This is a genomic window from Klebsiella sp. A-Nf5, from assembly GCF_002810545.1.
GTDB classification, from domain to species: Bacteria; Pseudomonadota; Gammaproteobacteria; order Enterobacterales; family Enterobacteriaceae; genus Klebsiella; species Klebsiella variicola.
On sequence record NZ_PIOG01000138.1, the window covers coordinates 228609 to 246549 of the forward strand.

22 protein-coding genes are annotated in these 17941 nt (G+C 56.5%); 9 read left to right on the forward strand and 13 right to left on the reverse strand.

The genetic code is table 11. The features are described 5' to 3' along the window. The first annotated feature begins 115 nt into the window (after positions 1–115). The 3 genes from trmB to CWM53_RS15135 are packed head-to-tail and all read left to right on the forward strand — an operon-like array spanning position 116 to position 1931. Complete coding sequence (trmB, locus tag CWM53_RS15125) at positions 116–835, forward strand: tRNA (guanosine(46)-N7)-methyltransferase TrmB (protein ID WP_061153326.1); 720 nt, start codon at positions 116–118, stop codon at positions 833–835. Further along, the gene (locus tag CWM53_RS15130; RefSeq protein ID WP_012540559.1) at positions 835–1161 is read left to right on the forward strand and encodes a YggL family protein; all 327 of its coding nucleotides are present in this window, start codon (positions 835–837) and stop codon (positions 1159–1161) included. Before trmB ends, CWM53_RS15130 begins: the two co-directional genes overlap by 1 nt. Positions 1162–1211: 50 nt before the next feature. Continuing rightward, on the forward strand, positions 1212–1931 hold the full coding sequence (locus CWM53_RS15135) for a DUF2884 domain-containing protein (protein WP_012540560.1): 720 nt from the start codon (positions 1212–1214) through the stop codon (positions 1929–1931). Positions 1932–1971: 40 nt separating this feature from the next. Here the strand turns inward: CWM53_RS15135 and hemW are convergent, their stop codons facing one another. The 5 genes from hemW to CWM53_RS15160 are packed head-to-tail and all read right to left on the reverse strand — an operon-like array spanning position 1972 to position 5282. Then, positions 1972–3108 (reverse strand): radical SAM family heme chaperone HemW, encoded by a 1137-nt coding sequence (hemW, locus tag CWM53_RS15140; RefSeq protein ID WP_100729997.1) that lies wholly within the window; start codon positions 3106–3108, stop codon positions 1972–1974. Next, the gene (locus tag CWM53_RS15145; RefSeq protein WP_008806469.1) at positions 3101–3694 is read right to left on the reverse strand and encodes an XTP/dITP diphosphatase; all 594 of its coding nucleotides are present in this window, start codon (positions 3692–3694) and stop codon (positions 3101–3103) included. Before CWM53_RS15145 ends, hemW begins: the two co-directional genes overlap by 8 nt. A gap of 12 nt (positions 3695–3706) precedes the next feature. Continuing rightward, positions 3707–3997 (reverse strand): DUF167 family protein YggU, encoded by a 291-nt coding sequence (gene yggU, locus CWM53_RS15150; RefSeq protein ID WP_002916614.1) that lies wholly within the window; start codon positions 3995–3997, stop codon positions 3707–3709. After that, positions 3994–4560, reverse strand: coding sequence for a YggT family protein (locus tag CWM53_RS15155; protein ID WP_004205182.1), 567 nt, complete (start codon positions 4558–4560; stop codon positions 3994–3996). The genes yggU and CWM53_RS15155 overlap by 4 nt, the downstream gene beginning before the upstream one ends. 20 nt (positions 4561–4580) lie before the next feature. Further along, a complete protein-coding gene (locus CWM53_RS15160; protein WP_012540563.1) occupies positions 4581–5282 on the reverse strand; it encodes a YggS family pyridoxal phosphate-dependent enzyme in 702 nt (233 codons plus the stop codon). Between the two features lie 16 nt (positions 5283–5298). On the opposite strand from CWM53_RS15160, the gene CWM53_RS15165 reads away from it, so the two are divergent. Together CWM53_RS15165 and CWM53_RS15170 are read left to right on the forward strand one after the other, a co-directional pair. Beyond that, the gene (locus CWM53_RS15165) at positions 5299–6279 is read left to right on the forward strand and encodes a type IV pilus twitching motility protein PilT (RefSeq protein WP_100729996.1); all 981 of its coding nucleotides are present in this window, start codon (positions 5299–5301) and stop codon (positions 6277–6279) included. A 368-nt stretch (positions 6280–6647) separates the two neighbouring features. Next, entirely contained in the window at positions 6648–7301 is a 654-nt protein-coding gene (locus CWM53_RS15170) for a LuxR C-terminal-related transcriptional regulator (RefSeq protein ID WP_100729995.1), read from the forward strand. Between the two features lie 52 nt (positions 7302–7353). Here the strand turns inward: CWM53_RS15170 and ruvX are convergent, their stop codons facing one another. The 8 genes from ruvX to metK form a co-directional block, all read right to left on the reverse strand. After that, complete coding sequence (gene ruvX, locus CWM53_RS15175; RefSeq protein ID WP_100730029.1) at positions 7354–7770, reverse strand: Holliday junction resolvase RuvX; 417 nt, start codon at positions 7768–7770, stop codon at positions 7354–7356. Beyond that, on the reverse strand, positions 7770–8333 hold the full coding sequence (locus CWM53_RS15180; protein WP_012540566.1) for a YqgE/AlgH family protein: 564 nt from the start codon (positions 8331–8333) through the stop codon (positions 7770–7772). Before CWM53_RS15180 ends, ruvX begins: the two co-directional genes overlap by 1 nt. A 174-nt stretch (positions 8334–8507) precedes the next feature. After that, positions 8508–9458, reverse strand: coding sequence for a glutathione synthase (gene gshB, locus CWM53_RS15185; protein ID WP_008806462.1), 951 nt, complete (start codon positions 9456–9458; stop codon positions 8508–8510). A 20-nt stretch (positions 9459–9478) separates the two neighbouring features. Next, positions 9479–10210, reverse strand: a complete 732-nt coding sequence (gene rsmE, locus CWM53_RS15190) for a 16S rRNA (uracil(1498)-N(3))-methyltransferase (protein WP_100729994.1) — start codon at positions 10208–10210, stop codon at positions 9479–9481. Between the two features lie 91 nt (positions 10211–10301). Continuing rightward, positions 10302–11009 carry a deoxyribonuclease I gene (gene endA / locus CWM53_RS15195; protein WP_061153333.1) on the reverse strand — a complete coding sequence of 236 codons (708 nt, stop codon included), beginning with the start codon at positions 11007–11009 and terminating at the stop codon, positions 10302–10304. A 94-nt stretch (positions 11010–11103) separates the two neighbouring features. Next, positions 11104–11604: a SprT family zinc-dependent metalloprotease gene (locus CWM53_RS15200; RefSeq protein WP_074387596.1), complete on the reverse strand. Its 501-nt coding sequence runs from the start codon at positions 11602–11604 to the stop codon at positions 11104–11106. A gap of 77 nt (positions 11605–11681) precedes the next feature. Then, positions 11682–13076: a sugar porter family MFS transporter gene (locus tag CWM53_RS15205; protein WP_061153335.1), complete on the reverse strand. Its 1395-nt coding sequence runs from the start codon at positions 13074–13076 to the stop codon at positions 11682–11684. A gap of 380 nt (positions 13077–13456) precedes the next feature. Beyond that, complete coding sequence (metK, locus tag CWM53_RS15210; protein WP_061153336.1) at positions 13457–14611, reverse strand: methionine adenosyltransferase; 1155 nt, start codon at positions 14609–14611, stop codon at positions 13457–13459. A 138-nt stretch (positions 14612–14749) separates the two neighbouring features. Between metK and CWM53_RS31970 the strand changes: the two genes are divergently transcribed. From CWM53_RS31970 to CWM53_RS15230, 4 genes are all read left to right on the forward strand, one after another. Then, positions 14750–15025 (forward strand): hypothetical protein, encoded by a 276-nt coding sequence (locus tag CWM53_RS31970; RefSeq protein WP_136027425.1) that lies wholly within the window; start codon positions 14750–14752, stop codon positions 15023–15025. A 287-nt stretch (positions 15026–15312) separates the two neighbouring features. Next, complete coding sequence (gene yqgB / locus CWM53_RS15220) at positions 15313–15444, forward strand: acid stress response protein YqgB (protein ID WP_002916578.1); 132 nt, start codon at positions 15313–15315, stop codon at positions 15442–15444. An 8-nt stretch (positions 15445–15452) separates the two neighbouring features. Beyond that, positions 15453–17429: a biosynthetic arginine decarboxylase gene (gene speA, locus CWM53_RS15225; RefSeq protein WP_071839037.1), complete on the forward strand. Its 1977-nt coding sequence runs from the start codon at positions 15453–15455 to the stop codon at positions 17427–17429. Between the two features lie 233 nt (positions 17430–17662). After that, positions 17663–17941 (forward strand): arginase family protein (locus CWM53_RS15230; RefSeq protein ID WP_206062622.1); only part of this gene is annotated, 279 nt, incomplete at its 3' end.

Consider the following 17941-nt stretch of genomic DNA (forward strand, 5'->3'; position numbering starts at 1 on the left):
ATTACAGGGTGGCAGATTGCAGCACAAGGGCGAGTGGCTGTAAACCCTTGCATCCGCCGGGTAACTTTGGATAATGCCCGTTTTCCGAACACTTTCACTAGCAGACTTAACTTTTATGAAAAACGACGTCATTTCTCCGGAATTCGATGAAAACGGCCGCCCGCTGCGCCGTATTCGTAGCTTCGTCCGTCGCCAGGGGCGCCTGACGAAAGGGCAGCAGCATGCGCTGGATAACATTTGGCCGGTGATGGGCGTTGAATTCAACGATGCGCCGCTCGATTTCGCTGCCCTGTTTGGCCGCGAAGCGCCGGTCACACTAGAAATTGGTTTCGGCATGGGGGCTTCGCTGGTGGCGATGGCAAAAGCCAAACCGGAACAGAATTTCCTCGGCATTGAAGTGCACTCCCCGGGCGTTGGCGCCTGTCTGGCTTCTGCTGAAGAAGAAGGTGTGCAAAATCTGCGTGTGATGTGTCACGATGCGGTGGAAGTGCTGCATACCATGATCCCGGATAACTCACTGAATATGGTGCAGCTGTTTTTCCCTGACCCGTGGCATAAAGCGCGTCATAATAAACGTCGTATCGTGCAGCCGCCTTTCGCTGAGCTGGTCAAAAGCAAACTGAAACTCGGCGGCGTCTTCCATATGGCGACCGACTGGGAAGCCTATGCCGAGCATATGCTGGAAGTGATGTCCTCGCTGGAAGGCTATCGTAACCAGTCGGCAAGCAACGATTACGTACCGCGCCCGGAATCGCGCCCGGTAACCAAATTTGAACAGCGTGGTCATCGTCTCGGCCACGGCGTATGGGACTTAATGTTCGAGAGGGTGAAATAATGGCCAAGAATCGTAGCCGTCGTCTGCGTAAAAAAATGCATATCGATGAGTTTCAGGAGTTAGGCTTCTCCGTCGCTTGGCGTTTCCCGGAAGGGACCACCGAAGAGCAGATCGACCAGACGGTCAACGATCTGATCGAAGAGGTGATTGAGCCGAACAAGCTGGCCTTCGACGGCAGCGGCTATCTCTCCTGGGAAGGTCTCATCTGCATGCAGGAGATCGGTAAGTGCACCGAAGAGCATCAGGCCATCGTACGCAAATGGCTGGAAGCGCGTAAATTAGAGGATGTGCGCACCAGCGAACTTTTTGACGTCTGGTGGGACTAAGTTTGACAAGGGTCGGCAACTGCCGGCCCGTTTTGTCTTAAGGGAGTTTTATGATGCGTAAAACGCTGCTGGCGGTGGCGCTCTCCGTCACCGCTTTGTCTGCCCATGCGGACTACCAGTGTAGCGTCACGCCGCGTGACGATGTGATCCTTAGCCCGCAGCAGGTGCAGGTGAAAGGGGAAAACGGCAATCTGGTGATAAAGCCGGACGGCAACCTGACCTTTAACGGTAAAGCCTATACTCTGAGCGCCGCCCAGCGCGAACAGGCGCAGGATTACCAGGCCAGCCTGCGCAGCAGCCTGCCGTGGATTGACGAAGGTGCGCGTTCGCGAGTCGAAAAAGGCCGTAAGGCGCTGGATAAAATCATCACTGAACAGGTTGGCGCCAACAGCAGCATGCACGGTCGCCTGACCAAGCTGGACGCGCAGCTGAAAGAACAGATGAACCGCATCATTGAGCGCCGCAGCGATGGCCTGACCTTCCACTATAAAGCTATCGACCAGGTACGCGCCGATGGCCAGCAACTGGTGAATCAGGCGATGGGCGGCATTCTGCAGGACAGTATTAACGAGATGGGCGCGAAAGCGGTGCTCAAAGGCGGCGGCAACCCGCTACAGGGCATTCTCGGCAGCCTCGGCGGCCTGCAAACGGCGATTCAGGATGAATGGAAAAACCAGGAGGCCGATTTCCAGCAGTTTGGTAAGGACGTCTGCAGCCGGGTGGTCTCGCTGGAGGATAGCCGGAAATCGCTGGTTGGCTCGCTGAAATAAAGACATGGCGGTCCGCTTTCCGACAGGACCGCCTCTGCGTTTACTCGTTCAGAAATAACTCAAGCAGGGAATTCAAAAACAGCTTACCGTGCTCGGTGATCTGCCAGTTCTGCTCGTCTTCCTGTAGATACCCCTGGGCTATCGCCGCGTCCAGCTGCGGGCGGATCGCCGCTTCCTCAAGACCGGTATAGCGGCTAAATTCTGTGCGCGGCGCGGCCTCCAGCAGGCGGAAACGGTTCATAAAGAACTCAAACGGTTTATCCGCCTCTTCCACATCATGCTGACGCTCGAGGTAGCGGCCCTCCATATACCCGCGCGGGTGGCGGGTTTTGGCGGTCCGCAGGATGCGTCCGTCAGGGAAGGTTATCTTACCGTGTGCGCCGCAGCCGATGCCGAGGTAGTCGCCAAAGCGCCAGTAGTTGAGATTATGCTGACATTGGAAGCCCGGTTTAGCGTAGGCGGAAGTCTCGTACTGCTGATAGCCGGCGGCGCTCAGCAGCTGATGCCCCTGCTCGAAAATATCCCATAGCGCGTCGTCATCCGGCAGCACCGGCGGCCGGGAACCGAACAAGGTGTTCGGCTCAATGGTCAGCTGGTACCACGACAGGTGCGGTGGATTCAGCGCAATCGCCTGACGCAGATCGTCCAGCGCCTCCTCCAGCGACTGGTCCGGCAAACCGTGCATCAGGTCGAGATTGAAGCTGCGCAGGCCCAGGCCGCTGGCGAGACGTGCCGCGCGTTTGGCCTCTTCCGGACCGTGGATCCGCCCCAGGCGCTGCAACTTCGGTTCGCTAAAGCTTTGTACGCCGATGGAGATGCGGTTCACTCCGGCGCGCTGGTAATCAACGAAGCGATCGGCCTCCACGGTGCCCGGGTTGGCTTCCATAGTAATTTCCGCCCCAGCGGCCAGCGGCAGGCAGGCGCGGACGCCATCGAGCAGGGTTTGCATGGCCGGGCCGGACAGCAGGCTCGGCGTACCGCCGCCGATAAAAATAGTGCCTATTTCCCGTCCCTGGGCATATTGCGCATCGGCCTGCAGATCGTTTAGCAGATGCTGGACGTAATCGTCATGCGGCACCTCGCCTTTCAGCGCATGCGAATTAAAGTCGCAGTACGGGCATTTCTGCACGCACCAGGGAATATGAATATAGAGACTCAGCGGCGGCAAATTAGCCATTACGTAATGCTTCCAGTAACAGTTTTAGCGCTTGCCCACGATGGGAAATCGCACTCTTTTCTTCACGGCTCAGTTCGGCCGCGGTTTTCCCTTCTGACGGGACGAAGAAGATCGGGTCGTAGCCGAAGCCACCCGTACCAGCGGCTTGTCGGGTGATTATCCCAGGCCAGCTGCCGTGGCACACCAGCGGCGTGGGATCTTCGGCATGGCGCAGATAGACCAGCACACAGTGGAACTGCGCCTGACGCTGATCGTCCGGCACGTCCTTTAACGCGTCGAGCAGCTTCTCAAGATTCTGCTGGTCGGTAGCGTCAACGCCGGAATAGCGGGCGGAGTAAATACCCGGCGCGCCGCCAAGCGCATCGACGGCCAGACCGGAATCGTCGGCGATGGCCGGCAGGCCGGTGATCTGTGCCGCATGACGCGCTTTCAGAATCGCGTTTTCAATAAAGGTCAGGCCGGTCTCTTCCGCAGAGTCCACGCCCAGCTCGGTCTGAGCGACGATATCGAGACCAAAATCTTCCAGCAGCGAGGCCAGTTCGCGCACTTTACCGGCGTTGCCGGTCGCGAGGACGACTTTTTGCATGATGAATCCTGTTTATTCAGTTAGCGCCGCGACCGCAGTCGGGATCTGTTGTGGGGCGATGATTTTAACTTGCTTATGGCGACCCAGCTCGCCTTTTTCAATCAGTACCTGGCTTTTGGCGACGCGGAACTGTTTGGCGAGAAATTTCACCAGGTGGGCATTGGCCTGGCCATCAACGGGCGGGGCGGTAATGGCGACTTTGAGCTCGTCGCCATGTACGCCCACGATGCTATCGCGGCTGGCCTTCGGCTGAATGTACAGCCTCAGCACCAGCCCGTCAGCACAGGTTTCAACGGCACTCATAGCGCCATCCACAGCCCCGGCAGCAGCACGTTACCGGTGGCCTGCAGCACCTCGGCGACGCCCATATTAATCACGTACAGCAGCAGCACCAGCACCATCGGTGAGAAATCGATACCGCCCATCGACGGCAGCAGGTTGCGGATAGGGCGCAGCAGCGGGTCCGCCAGCTGCATCAGCACGTACTCCACCGGACTACGGCCCTGGCTGACCCAGCTCATGATCGCCATCAACAGCAGCACCCAGAAGATCAACGAGCCGATGGTTTTCAGCAGAATAAGCAGGGCGGAGATCCAGATGATCGGCTGGAAGGTGATCACCATAAACAGCACGATCGCTTTGATGACGCAGAGAATAAATGCCACCAGCAGCGAGGCGCTGTCAATCGGCCCCATCGCCGGGATAATCCGGCGCAGCGGCCCGACAATCGGCTGCGTGGCCTTCACCACAAACTGCGAAAACGGGTTGTAAAAGTCGCAGCGCGCCCACTGCATCCAGACGCGTAACAACACGACCATCGTATAAAGCTCAATGACCGTTGAAAGCAGGAAAGTCAACGTCTTCATGGCGTTCCTCAGTTTCCTTATTATTTGCTGTAGTCGCGCGCACCAAAAATAGCTGTGCCGATGCGCACCATCGTGCTTCCCGCCGCGATTGCGGCTTCCATATCGTCCGACATTCCCAGAGACAACGTATCGACCGTGGGGTACCGCGTTTTTAATCGCGCAAATGCTACCGCCATTTGCTGGGCGACGGCAAACTGCCTTACATATTCTGACTCAGGCGCGGGGATGGCCATCAGACCGCGCAGCTCCAGATGAGGTAACTCAGCGATCTCTGCCGCTAATCCATCGAGCGCTTCCAGCGGTATGCCGGATTTGCTCTGCTCATCGCTGATGTTGATTTGAATCAGCACCTTCAGCGGCGGCAGATGCGCCGGGCGCTGTTCGTTCAGGCGGGTGGCAATTTTCAGCCGATCGACGGTATGGCACCAGTCAAAATGCTCTGCCACCAGCCGGCTTTTGTTGGACTGTAGAGGGCCAATAAAGTGCCACTGCAGCCCACTGACGCCGGCCTGCTGGAAATGGTTAATCTTTTCCACGCCCTCCTGGACGTAGTTTTCACCAAATGCCCGCTGGCCTGCCGCGATGGCTTCTTCGATCGCGCTCGCAGGTTTTGTTTTACTCACTGCAAGCAATGTCACTTCTTCTGGCGCACGCCCGCAACGAGCGGCGGCACCGGAGATTTTGTCCCGGACCTGTGCCAGGTTATGCGCAATATCGTTCATATTCCGAGGATGAGTTATGAAGCTGGAAGAAATCGTAGCCCTTAGTGTAAAGCATAATGTCTCCGATCTACACCTGTGCAATTCCGCCGCACCGCGCTGGCGGCGGCAGGGCAGGCTGGAGCCCGCCCCCTTTCCCGCGCCGGATATCCCGGATTTACTCAACTGCTGGCTTGATGCCGCACAGTTACAGCACTGGCAGGAACACGGCCAGATTGACTTTGCGCTGACCCTGGCCTGCGGTTCGCGGCTGCGCGCCAGCGCTTTCGCCCATACGCGTGGAATATCGCTGGTGCTGCGGCTCCTTCCTGAACAGTGCCCGCGTCTGGAGACGCTGGGCGCCCCGCCTGCCCTGAGCGAACTGCTGGCGGAAGAGAGTGGTTTGCTGCTGGTCACCGGAGCGACGGGCAGCGGCAAGTCGACCACCCTGGCGGCGATGGTGGGGCATCTCAACCAGCGTCTTGATGGCCATATTCTGACCCTGGAGGACCCGGTGGAGTTTATTCATCATAGCGAGCGCTGCCTGATCCAGCAGCGGGAGATTGGCCGTCACTGTCCTTCATTCGCCGCGGCGCTCCGCGTGGCGCTGCGCCAGGATCCGGATGTGATCCTGCTCGGCGAACTACGCGACAGCGAAACCATCCGTCTGGCGTTAACGGCTGCGGAGACCGGGCATCTGGTGATGGCGACGTTACACACCCGCGGTGCGGCGCCGGCAGTGGAGAGATTGGTCGATGTTTTTCCGGCAGAGGAGAAAGATCAGGTTCGTAGTCAGCTGGCCGGAAGCCTGTGCGCGGTGCTGGCGCAAAAATTGTTACCTGCACGTCAGGGCGGGAGAGTTGCGCTATACGAGCTTTTGGTCAATACCCCCGCCGTGGCGAATTTGATCCGTGAAGGAAAAGTGCACCAGTTGCCCGGCGTGATGCAGACCGGAATGCAGGCCGGAATGCTGACATTTACGCAGAGTTTTCAGCAACGTGTCGCCGCAGGCGAGCTGTAAGAGAAGCGTGAAGCAGGCAGGGTGGGTTAAATGATATGTTAACTGAATGTTTGATGGCTGTTTATTTATATTATTTGGTAATACAAATAACCATTCTGAATAAATTCAAATAACACATTCAGTTGCGATATGTCGATAGTGAATACGCATTTCCAGGAAAAAAGTTTGATTACCTTTTGACAGCTTTGAGGTATTCGATTTATGCTGTTTACGGGAATAGGATGATTCTCATGGAATAACGTTTCAATTTGTAAATTGCCAAGGCTATTTGTAAATTGCCAAGGCTATTTATAAATTCACGACTGTTTGTATATTTTTTTATTCATTTAACCACCATGGCGGTGGGTAGCAGCTAAGGAGAGTTTTAAGTGATTAATTTTAATGGAAATTCATCATCTTCTCGTCAGATTACATTTATTACCCACCCGTCAATTCAGAGCAAAGCCTTTGCCAGCTATCTGAGTGAAACCCTGATGGCACCAGTGGTTTTACAAAACATTAATAAACCACTGGCGCAGCGCCTGGCGAAAGATTCTGTAATATTGTTTGATATTGCAGTGTCAAATAAGAAATTAAATGGGGTGTGGCGAGACATTATTCGACTGCAGGCAGATAATCCTCGCTTGTTGATTATTAATAGCGCACAAAAGTATGAGTTATACGAAATGGCGCAGTGGCCGGCTTTATATGGCGTGTTCCGCCATGACGATGATGAATCGCGCTTAATTGAGGGCGTTAAGGCCGTACTGAACGGCGAACAGACGGCTGAATTGAGCGTGATGCACCCGGCGATGTACGCTGCGGACCATGCATCGGCGCTCGTTGAGAACTCGCCACTCACCGAGCGGGAATGTGAGATCCTCAACGAGCTGCGCTGTGGGGCGACGAATCTGGATATTGCCCGTGCCCTGTTTATCAGCGAGAACACGGTGCGTACGCACCTGTACAATGTGTTTCGTAAACTGAGCGTGAAGAATCGCACTCAAGCGGTGAGCTGGGCGAACGAACATTTGCGCCACTAAGCGGCCGGAAGCGCGCCGTCAGCAATTTGCCGGCGGCGCAGGAGAGCAGAGCCTAAAAGCTCTGCTCGAAGTAGCTTTCCAGAATGACCACGGCTGAAGCCGAATCAATGCTACCTTTATTCAGCGCCCGGTAGCCGCCGTGTTCAAATAAGCCTGCCCGAGCCTCCACCGTACTCAGACGTTCATCGTGAAGGACGATCGCGACGCCAAAGCGGCCATGAATTTTATTGGCGAAATTCCGTGCGCGCGCCGTCAGCGGTTGCTCGGTGCCGTCCATATTCAGCGGCAGGCCAACGATCACCGCCTCAGGCTGCCACTCTTTGAGCAGTTTTTCGATGACATTCCAGTCCGGTTTACCGTCCTGCGCCTTCAGCGCCGGTAATGATCGCGCGGTTGCGGTGATGCGTTGCCCCACCGCCACGCCGATGCTTTTGGTGCCGAAATCAAAGCCGAGAAAGGTTCCGCTCATCATGCATGCCCCGCGACGCCTGGCATCGTCACAATGTCGATACCAATCAGTTTAGCCGCCTCGCGCCAGCGATCGGCGATGGGCGTGCGGAAGAGAATATTCTGGTCGGCAGGAGCGGTGAGCCAGGCATTATCTAAAATCTCTTGCTCCAGTTGCCCTTTCTCCCATGAGGAGTAGCCCAGCGCAACCAGTACGTTGCCCGGCTGTCTGTCGGTACCTAAGGTTTCAAGAACATCCCGCGAGGTGGTGACCACTGTATTATCCGAAATGCGGATACTCGAGGAGAAGTCAGAGGGCGGGGTATGCAGAATAAAGCCGCGGTCTTCCGCCAGCGGGCCGCCCAGCATCACCGGTTTATCCAGACGGATCTCCGGATTGCGCGGCTCCGGAACAATCTTGAGCTTCTCAAGGATCCCTTCCACCTGCAGATTTTCCAGCGGCTTATTGATAATAATGCCCATGGCTCCCTCGTCGTTATACTCGCAGATATAGACCACGGAGCGGCGGAAAATAGGATCCTGAAGCGCAGGCATGGCAATCAGAAAGTGATGCTGTAAATTCATTGTCAGAGGTTCTGTTCCTGGTTCAAAAAGCAACACCCAGTATGCGGGCAAAGTAGAATAGTGTCGATGCACTTTATCTGGCTGGCGCCCGAGTGGCGCCTGGCTGGCAGCGTTTCACGAGCGCGGTCAACCGCGCTCGCTGCGCCATGAGCGGACGTTTATCCGCCCTGGTGTTTATTTGGTGATACGTCTTTCGATAGCGTCCATCAGCATGCCGGTGATCGAAATATCCGGGAAGGCGGCTTCAATCTCACGCACGCAGGTGGGGCTGGTGACGTTAATTTCCGTCAGACGGTCGCCGATGATATCCAGGCCGACGAAGATAAGACCTTTGGCTTTCAGCGTCGGGCCGACGCGGCGGGCTATTTCCCAGTCGCTTTCGGTCAACGGGCGAGCTTCGCCACGGCCGCCAGCGGCCAGGTTGCCGCGGGTCTCGCCACCCTGCGGAATACGCGCCAGGCAGTAAGGCACCGGCTCGCCGTCCACCACCAGCACGCGCTTGTCGCCGTCTTTAATGGCGGGCAGATAGTTCTGCGCCATGCAGTAGCGGCTGCCGAGCTCGGTCAGGGTCTCCGTGATCACGCCAAGGTTCGGATCGCCGGCTTTGACGCGGAAAATAGAGGCGCCGCCCATGCCGTCGAGCGGCTTCATGATGATATCGCCGTGTTTTTCCCAGAAGGCTTTCAGCTGGGCTTTATTGCGGGTGACCAGCGTTTCCGGCGTCAGTTCAGAGAACCAGGCGGTGAACAGTTTCTCGTTACAGTCGCGCAGGCTCTGCGGCTTGTTGACGATAAGCGTGCCTTTCTCTTCTGCCCGCTCCAGGATGTAGGTCGCATAAATAAATTCGGTATCGAACGGCGGATCTTTACGCATCAAAATAACGTCAAGATCGGCCAGCGGCAGATCCTGCTCACCGGTGAAGTCATACCATTTATCGTAGTTCTGTTCGACGCTCAGCGTGCGCGTACGGGCGCGGGCTTCGCCGTTGATCAAATAGAGGTCGTTCATCTCCATATAATGGAGTTCATAGCCGCGACGCTGCGCTTCCAGCAACATAGCGAAGCTGGTGTCTTTCTTGATGTTGATGGTTGCGATGGGATCCATCACGATGCCAAGCTTGATCATGGTTCTTCTCCGTTAACGCCTCAACCTAAGTCGCCAAAACGCACCTGCAGGGCGGTGATGGCGGTGAGCGCAGTAGTCTCTGTACGCAGAACGCGCGGTCCCAACAGGATATCAGTAAACTGGTATTGCGCGGTCATCGCTATCTCTTCTGCCGATAGCCCACCTTCCGGACCAATCAGCAAACGGACGCGTTCAACCGGTAGCGGCAGCGTATTAATGCTGGCGCTGGCGCGCGGGTGCAGGTTGAGCTTCAGCCCGCTGTCCTGCTCGGCGCACCACTCTTCCAGCTGCATAGCCGGACGTATTTCCGGTACCACGTTACGACCGCTCTGTTCGCAGGCGGCAATAGCGATTTTCTGCCACTGCTGGATCTTCTTCTGCAAACGTTCGGCGTCCAGTTTAACGCCGCAGCGCTCGGAAAACAGTGGCGTTATGAGGCTTACCCCGAGTTCGATCGATTTCTGGATAGTAAATTCCATTTTTTCACCGCGCGACATCACCTGGCCTAAGTGAATATGCAGCGGCGATTCACGATCGTCGGGGTCGCCGCTGAGCACCTCAACCGTGACATTTTTCTTGCGAGCCTCGGTGATGACGGCGTCAAACACCTGGTTACTGCCGTCAAAAAGCTGTAAGTGCTGACCGGTGGCCATGCGCAGGACGCGACCGACGTGGTTGGCCGCGTCATCGCTCAGCGCAATCTGGCTGCCGACAATGAGGCGTTCTGGATGATGGATGCGAGGAATGCGCATGCTTGATATTCCGTACGTTGCGCAGATGCCAGCTTCCCGCCGTGAGGTGGGAAGCACAGGGCTGCAAATTAACAATTGCCGCTAGTGTAGGTTAGCTCTTTTGCGCCTGGCAAGCCTGCTGGACATACGGATTATGGTTGCCCTGCACTTTCGCGATGCGCTCATCGCGTTCACACTCCCAGGGGGTAACCGGGTACTGCTTATCCCAGGCGATAAACAGCTGAGTTTGCTGGCGGGAAAGATTCAACTGATAGCGGTCGCGCATATAGAAGTAGGTGCGGGCGATGGCGCCGCGGGCGCGGGCAGGGGGCTCAGCGACTTTATCTTTAAAATCGACCTTCATAGTGCACTGGCCGTACTGGCCTTCACCGCCGTTCCACTGGCTGTACATAAAGTTGCCGCGATCGCCATTCACTTCTCCCACCGCCGGCTGCAGGTTGTGCATATCGCTTTCCATCTTGCGGTACTCCGGATCTTTGGCGCAGTTTTGCCGCCCGCCTTCCTGCCAGCACTGGCGCTGATGGCCGAACTGCCACGCTGGCACCACGTGTTCCCATTCAACCCGGCTGGCGCGGTTCTCATTTTTACGCACTTTATAGCCGCAAGATTCCAGATCGATAACGCCTTTTTTACCCTGCCAGTCGATTTTACAGCCGCAATAAAAGTCGCCCGGAACGTCGGCGTTCACTTTGACGCCAGCGGCCTTGGCCTGGGAAAAACTACTAATACCGGCGGCCGCAAGCGGGCCACTGACTGCCGTGCTCAATACCGCTACGGCTAAAACATGCATACGGGACATCGTTAACTCCGTGTCAAAACGAGCCCGCAACGTAGCGAATGAGGGTGCCGGATGCAATCAGTCAGATCAGAAAGTTTCTAATTAATTCCGATGGTTATTTTTCAGCCACCAGCAGATCGCCGCAGTGAACGCAGCGGTAGGTGGCCTCGCCGCGCACCACCCGGTTATGGCGACGGACGGTGAGCTGATGCTGCTGACAGCGACAGCGATAGGGGAAGGTGTTCTGGCGGACCGAATCGAGTTCAAAACGGTGGGTGCGACGCGCGGGAACGCCAAGGACGCTCTCCATCATCCATTTCCACTCTTTACCGTGCGGCGCGACGCGGCCAAAGTGCTGCCAGACCAGCAGGTGCGCCAGCTCGTGCGGTACCACTTCATCGATAAACTCCTGCTGATTTTCCAGCAGCAGCACCGGGTTTAAACGAATTTCGTTTTTCTCCAGCCAGGCGGTGCCGGCGGAGGTTCCGCGCTGCTGGTAGACCAGCGTCGGCTCCGCGTAGCGGCGTTCCAGTTTGAGGTTCGCTTTGGCGAGATGCTCCCGCAGGCTGCGCATCACGGCCTGCTGAATAGCGATGGGAATACGGGGTGTTTTCATAGCGCCAGAGGATAGTGCGACGGGCGGGGGAGAGCAAGAGGAAGCTTCCTCCCGGGAGGGGAGGAAGCTCAGGCGGGTTAGTCGCGGGCGCCGATTTCACGCAGCGGACGACCCTGCATCAGGTTACGTTCAATATGTTCCAGCGAGACGTTTTTGGTTTCCGGAATCAGCCAGATAGTCAGCAGGATAAACAGCACGTTCAGACCGCCGTACACCCAGAAGGTATTGGCGCTGCCCAGCGAGTTGAGCATGGTCAGGAAGGTGGCGCCGACAATCATATTGGCAATCCAGTTGGTCGCTGTGGAGCAGGTGATGCCGAAGTCGCGGCCTTTCAGCGGCTGGATTTCGGAACACAGTACCCAAATCAGCGGACCGGCACTCATGGCGAAACCGACGATGAACATCAGCAGCATCAGGACGGCGATGTACTGCGCGGTAGAGGAGTGAATGCCGATGTGCATCATGCTACCCAGCACGCCCATGCCCGCGGCCATCACGATAAAGCCGAGGATTAGCGTCGGTTTACGACCCCAGCGGTCGACCAGACCGATAGCGATAAAGGTGGCCAGCACGTTGGTCAGACCGACGATCACCGTCCCCCACATCTGCTCGGTGGTGTTGGCGTAGCCCGCCAGCTCAAAAATCTTCGGTGCGTAGTACATGATGACGTTCATGCCGGTGAACTGCTGCATCACCTGCAGCAAAATACCGAGGAACACCGCACGGCGGAAGTTGCTGTTGTCTTTGAACAGCGACCAGCCGGACTGTTTCACCTTCAGGCTTTCGCGGATCTCGTCAAGCTCACGTTTCGCTTCGGCGCTGGTATCGCGCAGACGCAGCAACACGCGTTCAGCATCAACGAAGCGACGTTTCGCAGCGAACCAGCGCGGGCTGTCCGGCAGGAAGATGACACCGATCAGCAGTAAAATCGCCGGAATAATGATCACACCGAGCATCCAGCGCCACGCGCCGCTATAGCTGAAGGCGGTGTCAGAGAGATAGGCGCCGAGGATCCCGATGGTGATCATCAGCTGGTACATCGAAATCATACTGCCGCGAATCTTCTCTGGCGCGATTTCCGACAGATACAGCGGTGCAGTATAAGAGGCAACGCCCACCGCCAGGCCCAGCAGCACGCGGGAAACCAGTAGGATCTCGACGTTTGGCGCGGCAGCGGAGAACAGAGAGCCGGCGACAAAGAGGATGGCGCCGATCATCAGGCTTTTTTTACGGCCCAGTTTGAAGGAGAGCCAGCCGCTGCCGACCGCACCGACGGCGGCACCGAACATCATGGAGCTGACCACCCACTCCTGGGTATGGGCTGAAATCTGGAACTCATTGGCAATAAAGGGTAAGGCACCCGCAATAACACCGATATCAAGGCCGAACAGCAGGCCAGCCAGTGCGGCGAGGAAGCAGACGAAGAACGTCATGGTCTTGTTCGAACGCCCTTGTTTTTTGTTGTCAGGCATAACGCCCTCCAGTTGAGTTATTGATTCTGTCGATGGTTAGGGTAGGACACTCGACGGTAAAAAAACGTGATTATAGTCACGGCTGTGTAATCGTTTACACAAAGGTAAAGAAACGTAATGCATTAAATGCTTTTTAAATCAGCAGTATATGCAAGGATAGTCGACAATTTGAAAAACGGTAATCAGAGTTGACCGAAACAATATGTAACATTGTGAAAAAAACACGCATGAAATGCCTGCTGTAGGCAGGAAGTGGCATTCATCACTATGTAATCGCTTTCATCATGTTGCAGCGTTCCGCTGAAGCGAGGCGCAGGGGGAGGGCGACGGAAACAAAAAGGCCAGCGCGAGGCTGGCCTTGAAGAGAGGAAACGGGGAGGTTATTTCAGACCGGCCGCTTCGCGCAGCAGAGCCGCTTTGTCGGTTTTTTCCCATGGGAAATGCTCGCGACCAAAGTGACCGTAGGCAGCGGTTTCTTTGTAGATCGGGTGCAGCAGGTCCAGCATCTGAATCAGGCCGTACGGACGCAGGTCGAAGAACTCGCGCACCAGCAGGGTCAGCTGTTCAGAAGGCACTTTCTCGGTGCCGAAAGTTTCCACCATGATGGAAGTCGGTTCAGCAACGCCGATAGCGTAGGAGACCTGGATTTCACAACGATCGGCCAGGCCTGCGGCAACGATGTTTTTCGCCACATAGCGCGCCGCGTAGGCTGCGGAACGGTCAACTTTAGACGGATCTTTACCGGAGAACGCGCCGCCGCCATGACGAGCCATGCCGCCGTAGGTATCAACGATGATCTTACGACCGGTCAGACCGCAGTCGCCCATCGGGCCGCCGATAACGAAACGTCCGGTCGGGTTGATGAAGAACTTGGTCGAAGCGCTCAGCCATTCGGTCGGCAGGGTCGGCTTGATGATCTCTTCCATCACCGCTTCCTGCAGAGATTTCTGGTCAATATCTTCCGCGTGCTGCGTGGACAGAACCACCGCATCGATGCCGACGATTTTGCCGTCGTCATACTGGAAGGTCACCTGGCTTTTCGCATCCGGACGCAGCCACGGCAGGGTGCCGTTTTTACGTACTTCAGCCTGGCGCTGCACCAGACGGTGAGCATAGGTCACCGGCGCTGGCATCAGCACGTCGGTTTCGTTGGTCGCATAGCCAAACATCAAACCCTGGTCGCCTGCGCCCTGTTCCAGCGGGTCGGCACGGTCGACGCCCTGGTTGATGTCCGGAGACTGTTTACCAATGGCGCTCAGAACGGCACACGAGTTGGCGTCAAAGCCCATATCGGAATGCACGTAGCCAATTTCGCGGACGGTGTTACGGGTGATCTCTTCGATATCAACCCATGCGCTGGTGGTGATTTCGCCGCCTACCAGCACCATGCCGGTTTTGACATAGGTTTCACATGCGACACGTGCTTTCGGATCCTGCTCGAGGATCGCATCCAGCACGGCATCAGAGATTTGGTCAGCAATTTTGTCAGGATGCCCTTCTGATACGGACTCAGACGTAAAAAGGTGTTTTGCCATATTTTATTTCACCTGTGGACGATTCGGATAGCTCATACTGTTGTGTAATGTGGCTTTGGTGGATAATCAGCGCAAAGCCGCGCAGGTAGCGACACGAGCAGTCTGAGTGTTAATCAGTATAGACGGATTAACTTCTGGATGGCTATTTTAGGTCAATTCTTGAGCCCATTTCCAGCCTTTTTTGATGGCGGTCGCATTTATGGGAAAACCCGCCTGGCAAATTTTCCTGACAACCACGCAAACGCACACATTTTTATTTTGCTTTTTACCCTGCTTCTCGGTATAAAACGCCGCGCGCGGCTCATTAAAAAAGCGCACGGGGCATCGCCCTGTGGTGCCACTTCCAGCCGGGTTAAGCAGTCTGTATTTACAGAATCTCGCAGCGGCGTAGCGCCTGTTGCCCGGTATGTATAGCTTTGGCTTGTCGCCGACCCTGTCGCAGGGCGGTGTGGAGGTGATACCAGATAATGAACCAACGTTTTTCGCTTGATTCGTCGCGTCGTTCTGTCGCGCGTCAGCACTCCGCAACCTGCATCTCTCTCATGCAAACCAGCCGATGTTCACCCCATCTCGGCGCTTCTCAGGATTCCAGGGCCGGTCGGTCGTCAGAAAACTGAACAAGGGCGCTCTTGCCAGGCAAGAGTTTTCTCGTGGTTTCTCCGGACTGTCATACTCTGTTCGGCTACGTGTTTTACGATGATATGAATAAGAAACCGGTCGCGCAGTCGCAAAACCAGCAGATAGTGCTGGGCTTTAGGACTGTTCATGGGTTGTTATCGCATCTTTGGACTGCGATAGTAGTTAACTGTCTTACACTTATTATTAAAAATTGAGGTTCGCTATGTCTGACGACATGTCTATGGTTTCGCCTTCGTCAGCAGGCGAACACGGTGTACTACGTTCCATGCAGGAGGTAGCGATGAGCTCCCAGGAAGCCAGCAAGATGCTGCGTACTTATAATATTGCCTGGTGGGGCAATAACTATTATGACGTCAACGAACTGGGCCACATCAGCGTTTGCCCGGATCCGGACGTCCCGGAAGCGCGCGTGGACCTCGCGGAATTAGTCAAAGCCCGCGAGGCGCAAGGGCAACGTTTGCCGGCGCTGTTCTGCTTCCCGCAGATCCTGCAGCACCGCCTGCGCTCGATCAACGCCGCCTTCAAACGCGCGCGTGAATCGTACGGTTATAACGGCGATTACTTCCTCGTCTACCCGATTAAGGTTAACCAGCACCGTCGCGTGATTGAATCGCTGATCCATTCCGGCGAGCCGCTGGGACTGGAAGCCGGTTCGAAAGCGGAACTGATGGCCGTGCTGGCGCACGCCGGGATGACCCGCAGCGTCATCGTCTGTAACGGCTATAAAGACCGCGAATATATCCGTCTGGCGCTGGTGGGCGAGAAGATGGGCCACAAGGTCTATCTGGTCATCGAGAAGATGTCGGAAATCGCCATCGTGCTGGAAGAGGCCGAGCGCCTGAACGTGGTGCCGCGCCTCGGCGTGCGTGCGCGTCTGGCCTCGCAGGGCTCCGGCAAATGGCAATCCTCCGGCGGAGAGAAGTCCAAGTTTGGCCTCGCGGCGACCCAGGTACTGCAGCTGGTCGAGATCCTGCGTGCCGCAGGGCATCTTGAGAGCCTGCAACTGCTGCACTTCCACCTCGGTTCGCAGATGGCCAACATTCGCGACATCGCCACTGGCGTACGTGAATCCGCGCGTTTCTACGTCGAACTGCATAAGCTGGGCGTCAACATTCAGTGCTTTGACGTCGGCGGCGGTCTGGGCGTGGACTATGAAGGGACCCGCTCGCAGTCTGACTGCTCGGTGAACTACGGTCTGAATGAATACGCCAACAACATCATCTGGGCGATCGGCGATGCCTGCGAAGAGAACGGCCTGCCGCACCCGACGGTGATCACCGAATCCGGCCGCGCGGTGACCGCGCACCATACCGTGCTGGTTTCCAACATCATCGGCGTGGAGCGTAACGAATACACTGAGGCGACCCCGCCGGCGGAAGACGCCGCGCGTCCGCTGCAGAGCATGTGGGAAACCTGGCTGGAGATGCACGAGACCGGCAACCGCCGCTCGCTGCGCGAATGGCTGCACGATAGCCAGATGGACCTGCACGATATCCATATCGGCTACTCCTCCGGCACTTTCAACCTGCAGGAGCGCGCCTGGGCCGAACAGCTGTATCTGAACATGTGTCATGAAGTGCAGAAGCAGCTCGACCCGAGCAACCGCGCGCATCGTCCCATCATCGATGAGCTGCAGGAACGCATGGCGGATAAAATCTACGTCAACTTCTCGCTGTTCCAGTCGATGCCGGATGCCTGGGGGATCGATCAGCTGTTCCCGGTGATGCCGCTGGAAGGGCTGAACAAGTCGCCGGAGCGCCGCGCGGTGCTGCTGGACATCACCTGCGACTCCGATGGTGCCATCGATCACTATGTGGACGGCGATGGGATCGCCACCACCATGCCGATGCCGGAATACGACCCGGAGAACCCGCCGATGCTGGGCTTCTTTATGGTCGGGGCCTATCAGGAGATCCTCGGCAACATGCATAACCTGTTCGGCGACACCGAGGCGGTGGACGTGTTCGTCTTCCCTGATGGCAGCGTTGAGGTTGAGCTGTCCGACGAGGGCGATACCGTGGCGGATATGCTGCAGTATGTGCAGCTGGATCCGAACACGCTGCTGACCCAGTTCCGCGATCAGGTGAAAAACACCGACCTGGACGACGCGCTGCAGCAGCAGTTCCTCGAAGAGTTTGAGGCGGGACTGTACGGCTATACTTATCTGGAAGACGAGTAACCATTGATGCCCGGTGGCGCTGCGCTTACCGGGCCTGTGAAGGTAGGCCGGATAAGGCGAAGCCGTCATCCGGCAGAATGCGATACTCACTTGAACCCGTATGCATTACCGGCGATAATTCACGCCAATAAGCGATTTATCTATCAAACCCTTCCTCGTCGGGCCTAACGACGCGGAGGGGTTTTTTTATACTTATTTTTTACGTTCCACGACTGCGAGAAGAGGTCATATCCATGAGCACTTTAGGTCATCAATACGATAACTCCCTGGTATCCAACGCCTTTGGCTTTCTGCGTTTGCCAATGAACTTCATGCCGTATGAAAGCGATGCGGACTGGGTCATCACCGGCGTGCCGTTTGATATGGCGACCTCCGGGCGCGCGGGTGGTCGTCATGGTCCGGCGGCGATCCGCCAGGTTTCCACTAACCTCGCCTGGGAGCACAACCGTTTCCCGTGGAACTTCGACATGCGCGAACGCCTGAACGTGGTGGACTGCGGCGATCTGGTGTAC

What these genes read in the sequence shown, in the direction of transcription:
- CWM53_RS15155 (WP_004205182.1), bottom strand. Translation starts at nt 4,560, where the DNA reads ATGAAGACGTTGACTTTCCTGCTTTCAACGGTCATTGAGCTTTATACG.
- yggU (WP_002916614.1), bottom strand. Translation starts at nt 3,997, where the DNA reads ATGAGTGCCGTTGAAACCTGTGCTGACGGGCTGGTGCTGAGGCTGTAC.
- metK (WP_061153336.1), bottom strand. Translation starts at nt 14,611, where the DNA reads ATGGCAAAACACCTTTTTACGTCTGAGTCCGTATCAGAAGGGCATCCT.
- endA (WP_061153333.1), bottom strand. Translation starts at nt 11,009, where the DNA reads ATGTCCCGTATGCATGTTTTAGCCGTAGCGGTATTGAGCACGGCAGTC.
- CWM53_RS15130 (WP_012540559.1), top strand. Translation starts at nt 835, where the DNA reads ATGGCCAAGAATCGTAGCCGTCGTCTGCGTAAAAAAATGCATATCGAT.
- trmB (WP_061153326.1), top strand. Translation starts at nt 116, where the DNA reads ATGAAAAACGACGTCATTTCTCCGGAATTCGATGAAAACGGCCGCCCG.
- ruvX (WP_100730029.1), bottom strand. Translation starts at nt 7,770, where the DNA reads ATGAGCGGAACCTTTCTCGGCTTTGATTTCGGCACCAAAAGCATCGGC.
- CWM53_RS15135 (WP_012540560.1), top strand. Translation starts at nt 1,212, where the DNA reads ATGATGCGTAAAACGCTGCTGGCGGTGGCGCTCTCCGTCACCGCTTTG.
- speA (WP_071839037.1), top strand. Translation starts at nt 15,453, where the DNA reads ATGTCTGACGACATGTCTATGGTTTCGCCTTCGTCAGCAGGCGAACAC.
- CWM53_RS15180 (WP_012540566.1), bottom strand. Translation starts at nt 8,333, where the DNA reads ATGAATTTACAGCATCACTTTCTGATTGCCATGCCTGCGCTTCAGGAT.
- gshB (WP_008806462.1), bottom strand. Translation starts at nt 9,458, where the DNA reads ATGATCAAGCTTGGCATCGTGATGGATCCCATCGCAACCATCAACATC.
- CWM53_RS15200 (WP_074387596.1), bottom strand. Translation starts at nt 11,604, where the DNA reads ATGAAAACACCCCGTATTCCCATCGCTATTCAGCAGGCCGTGATGCGC.
- hemW (WP_100729997.1), bottom strand. Translation starts at nt 3,108, where the DNA reads ATGGCTAATTTGCCGCCGCTGAGTCTCTATATTCATATTCCCTGGTGC.
- CWM53_RS15160 (WP_012540563.1), bottom strand. Translation starts at nt 5,282, where the DNA reads ATGAACGATATTGCGCATAACCTGGCACAGGTCCGGGACAAAATCTCC.
- yqgB (WP_002916578.1), top strand. Translation starts at nt 15,313, where the DNA reads ATGAATAAGAAACCGGTCGCGCAGTCGCAAAACCAGCAGATAGTGCTG.
- CWM53_RS15145 (WP_008806469.1), bottom strand. Translation starts at nt 3,694, where the DNA reads ATGCAAAAAGTCGTCCTCGCGACCGGCAACGCCGGTAAAGTGCGCGAA.
- CWM53_RS15205 (WP_061153335.1), bottom strand. Translation starts at nt 13,076, where the DNA reads ATGCCTGACAACAAAAAACAAGGGCGTTCGAACAAGACCATGACGTTC.
- CWM53_RS15165 (WP_100729996.1), top strand. Translation starts at nt 5,299, where the DNA reads ATGAAGCTGGAAGAAATCGTAGCCCTTAGTGTAAAGCATAATGTCTCC.
- rsmE (WP_100729994.1), bottom strand. Translation starts at nt 10,210, where the DNA reads ATGCGCATTCCTCGCATCCATCATCCAGAACGCCTCATTGTCGGCAGC.
- CWM53_RS31970 (WP_136027425.1), top strand. Translation starts at nt 14,750, where the DNA reads ATGGCTATTTTAGGTCAATTCTTGAGCCCATTTCCAGCCTTTTTTGAT.